2 protein-coding genes are annotated in these 1,014 nt (G+C 68.8%); both read left to right on the top strand.

Going from position 1 to position 1,014, the window contains the following annotated elements; all coding sequences use genetic code 11:
* Window positions 1–375: alpha/beta hydrolase family protein (locus P409_RS35125; protein WP_034849670.1), on the top strand; the 375-nt coding region annotated here is incomplete at its 5' end.
* A gap of 306 nt (window positions 376–681) precedes the next feature.
* Window positions 682–1,014, top strand: a 333-nt coding sequence (locus P409_RS35120; RefSeq protein ID WP_034849668.1) for a response regulator, incomplete at its 3' end; no start/stop codon positions are given.

Genomic DNA, 1,014 nt, shown 5'->3' with positions numbered 1-1,014 from the left:
GAGGGGGCAGCGCCGGCCGTGCCCGTGCGGTCGCTGCTGCTGGTCAGCGGCATTTACGACCTCGACCCGATCACGCGCAGCTTCCTGCAGCCGGAGATCGGCCTGACGGCGGAGGAGGTGGCGACGTGGTCGCCGCTGTCCGCGACGCCGGTGCCGGGGCCGGTGGTGGATGTCGTGGCCGGGGCCGACGAGACGCCGCCCTTCCTGGCCCAGGGCCGCGCCTTCGCCGACCGGCTGGCCGCTGCGGGCGTCGAGGCCGGCTTCGCCATCCTGCCGGGCGAGAACCACATGAGCATCGCCACCGCGCTGGGCACGCCGGGCTCGGCCCTGGCGCAGCGCCTCGGGCGGACGATCGCGGCGTCGCTGTCACAGTGATGTACAGCAGGCTCGATCCGGGCACGATCATCGTTCCGCATCCGCATCGAGTTATCCTGCAACAGTGTTGATAATCATCTGACTCGACCGCGGCTGCGACCTTCCTGCAGTTGAGATTTCTTTGGAGATCTTCTATCGCAGATCAGCCTATGCTTGCTGTCTCTTGCAGATCATTATCGATGATTTTAACGAAAACATCGCGGATCCCGGTCGCCCGGCGATCCCGGCATGTCCCGGCGGCTGCCGGGGCGCGGGGAGGAGACGTTCGCTGCCCTGTCCCACAGCCACAGGACCTGCGGATCCTTGATGAACGAGTCCAGCCCCCTGCGCCCGGACCGCGTGCTCGTGGTCGAGGACGACGCCGGCACCCGGTCCCTGATCGTGCGGATCCTGCGCGAGAACGGGCTGCGCGCCACCGGCGTCGGTGACGGCCGTGCGATGTGGGAGTCGATCGAGACGGCGCCGGTCGACCTCCTGATCCTCGACGTGATGCTGCCCGGCGCCGACGGCCTCGACCTCTGCCGCGCCTTCCGGGCGCGCAGCCCGGTGCCGATCATCATGGTCAGCGCCCGCGGCGAGGAGATGGACCGGGTGGTCGGGCTTGAGGTCGGGGCCGACGACTACATCAGCAAGCCCTTC

It is taken from the genome of Inquilinus limosus MP06 (assembly GCF_000767795.1).
Taxonomy (GTDB): Bacteria; Pseudomonadota; Alphaproteobacteria; order DSM-16000; family Inquilinaceae; genus Inquilinus; species Inquilinus limosus_E.
This window is presented reverse-complemented; position numbering and strand designations above follow the sequence as displayed.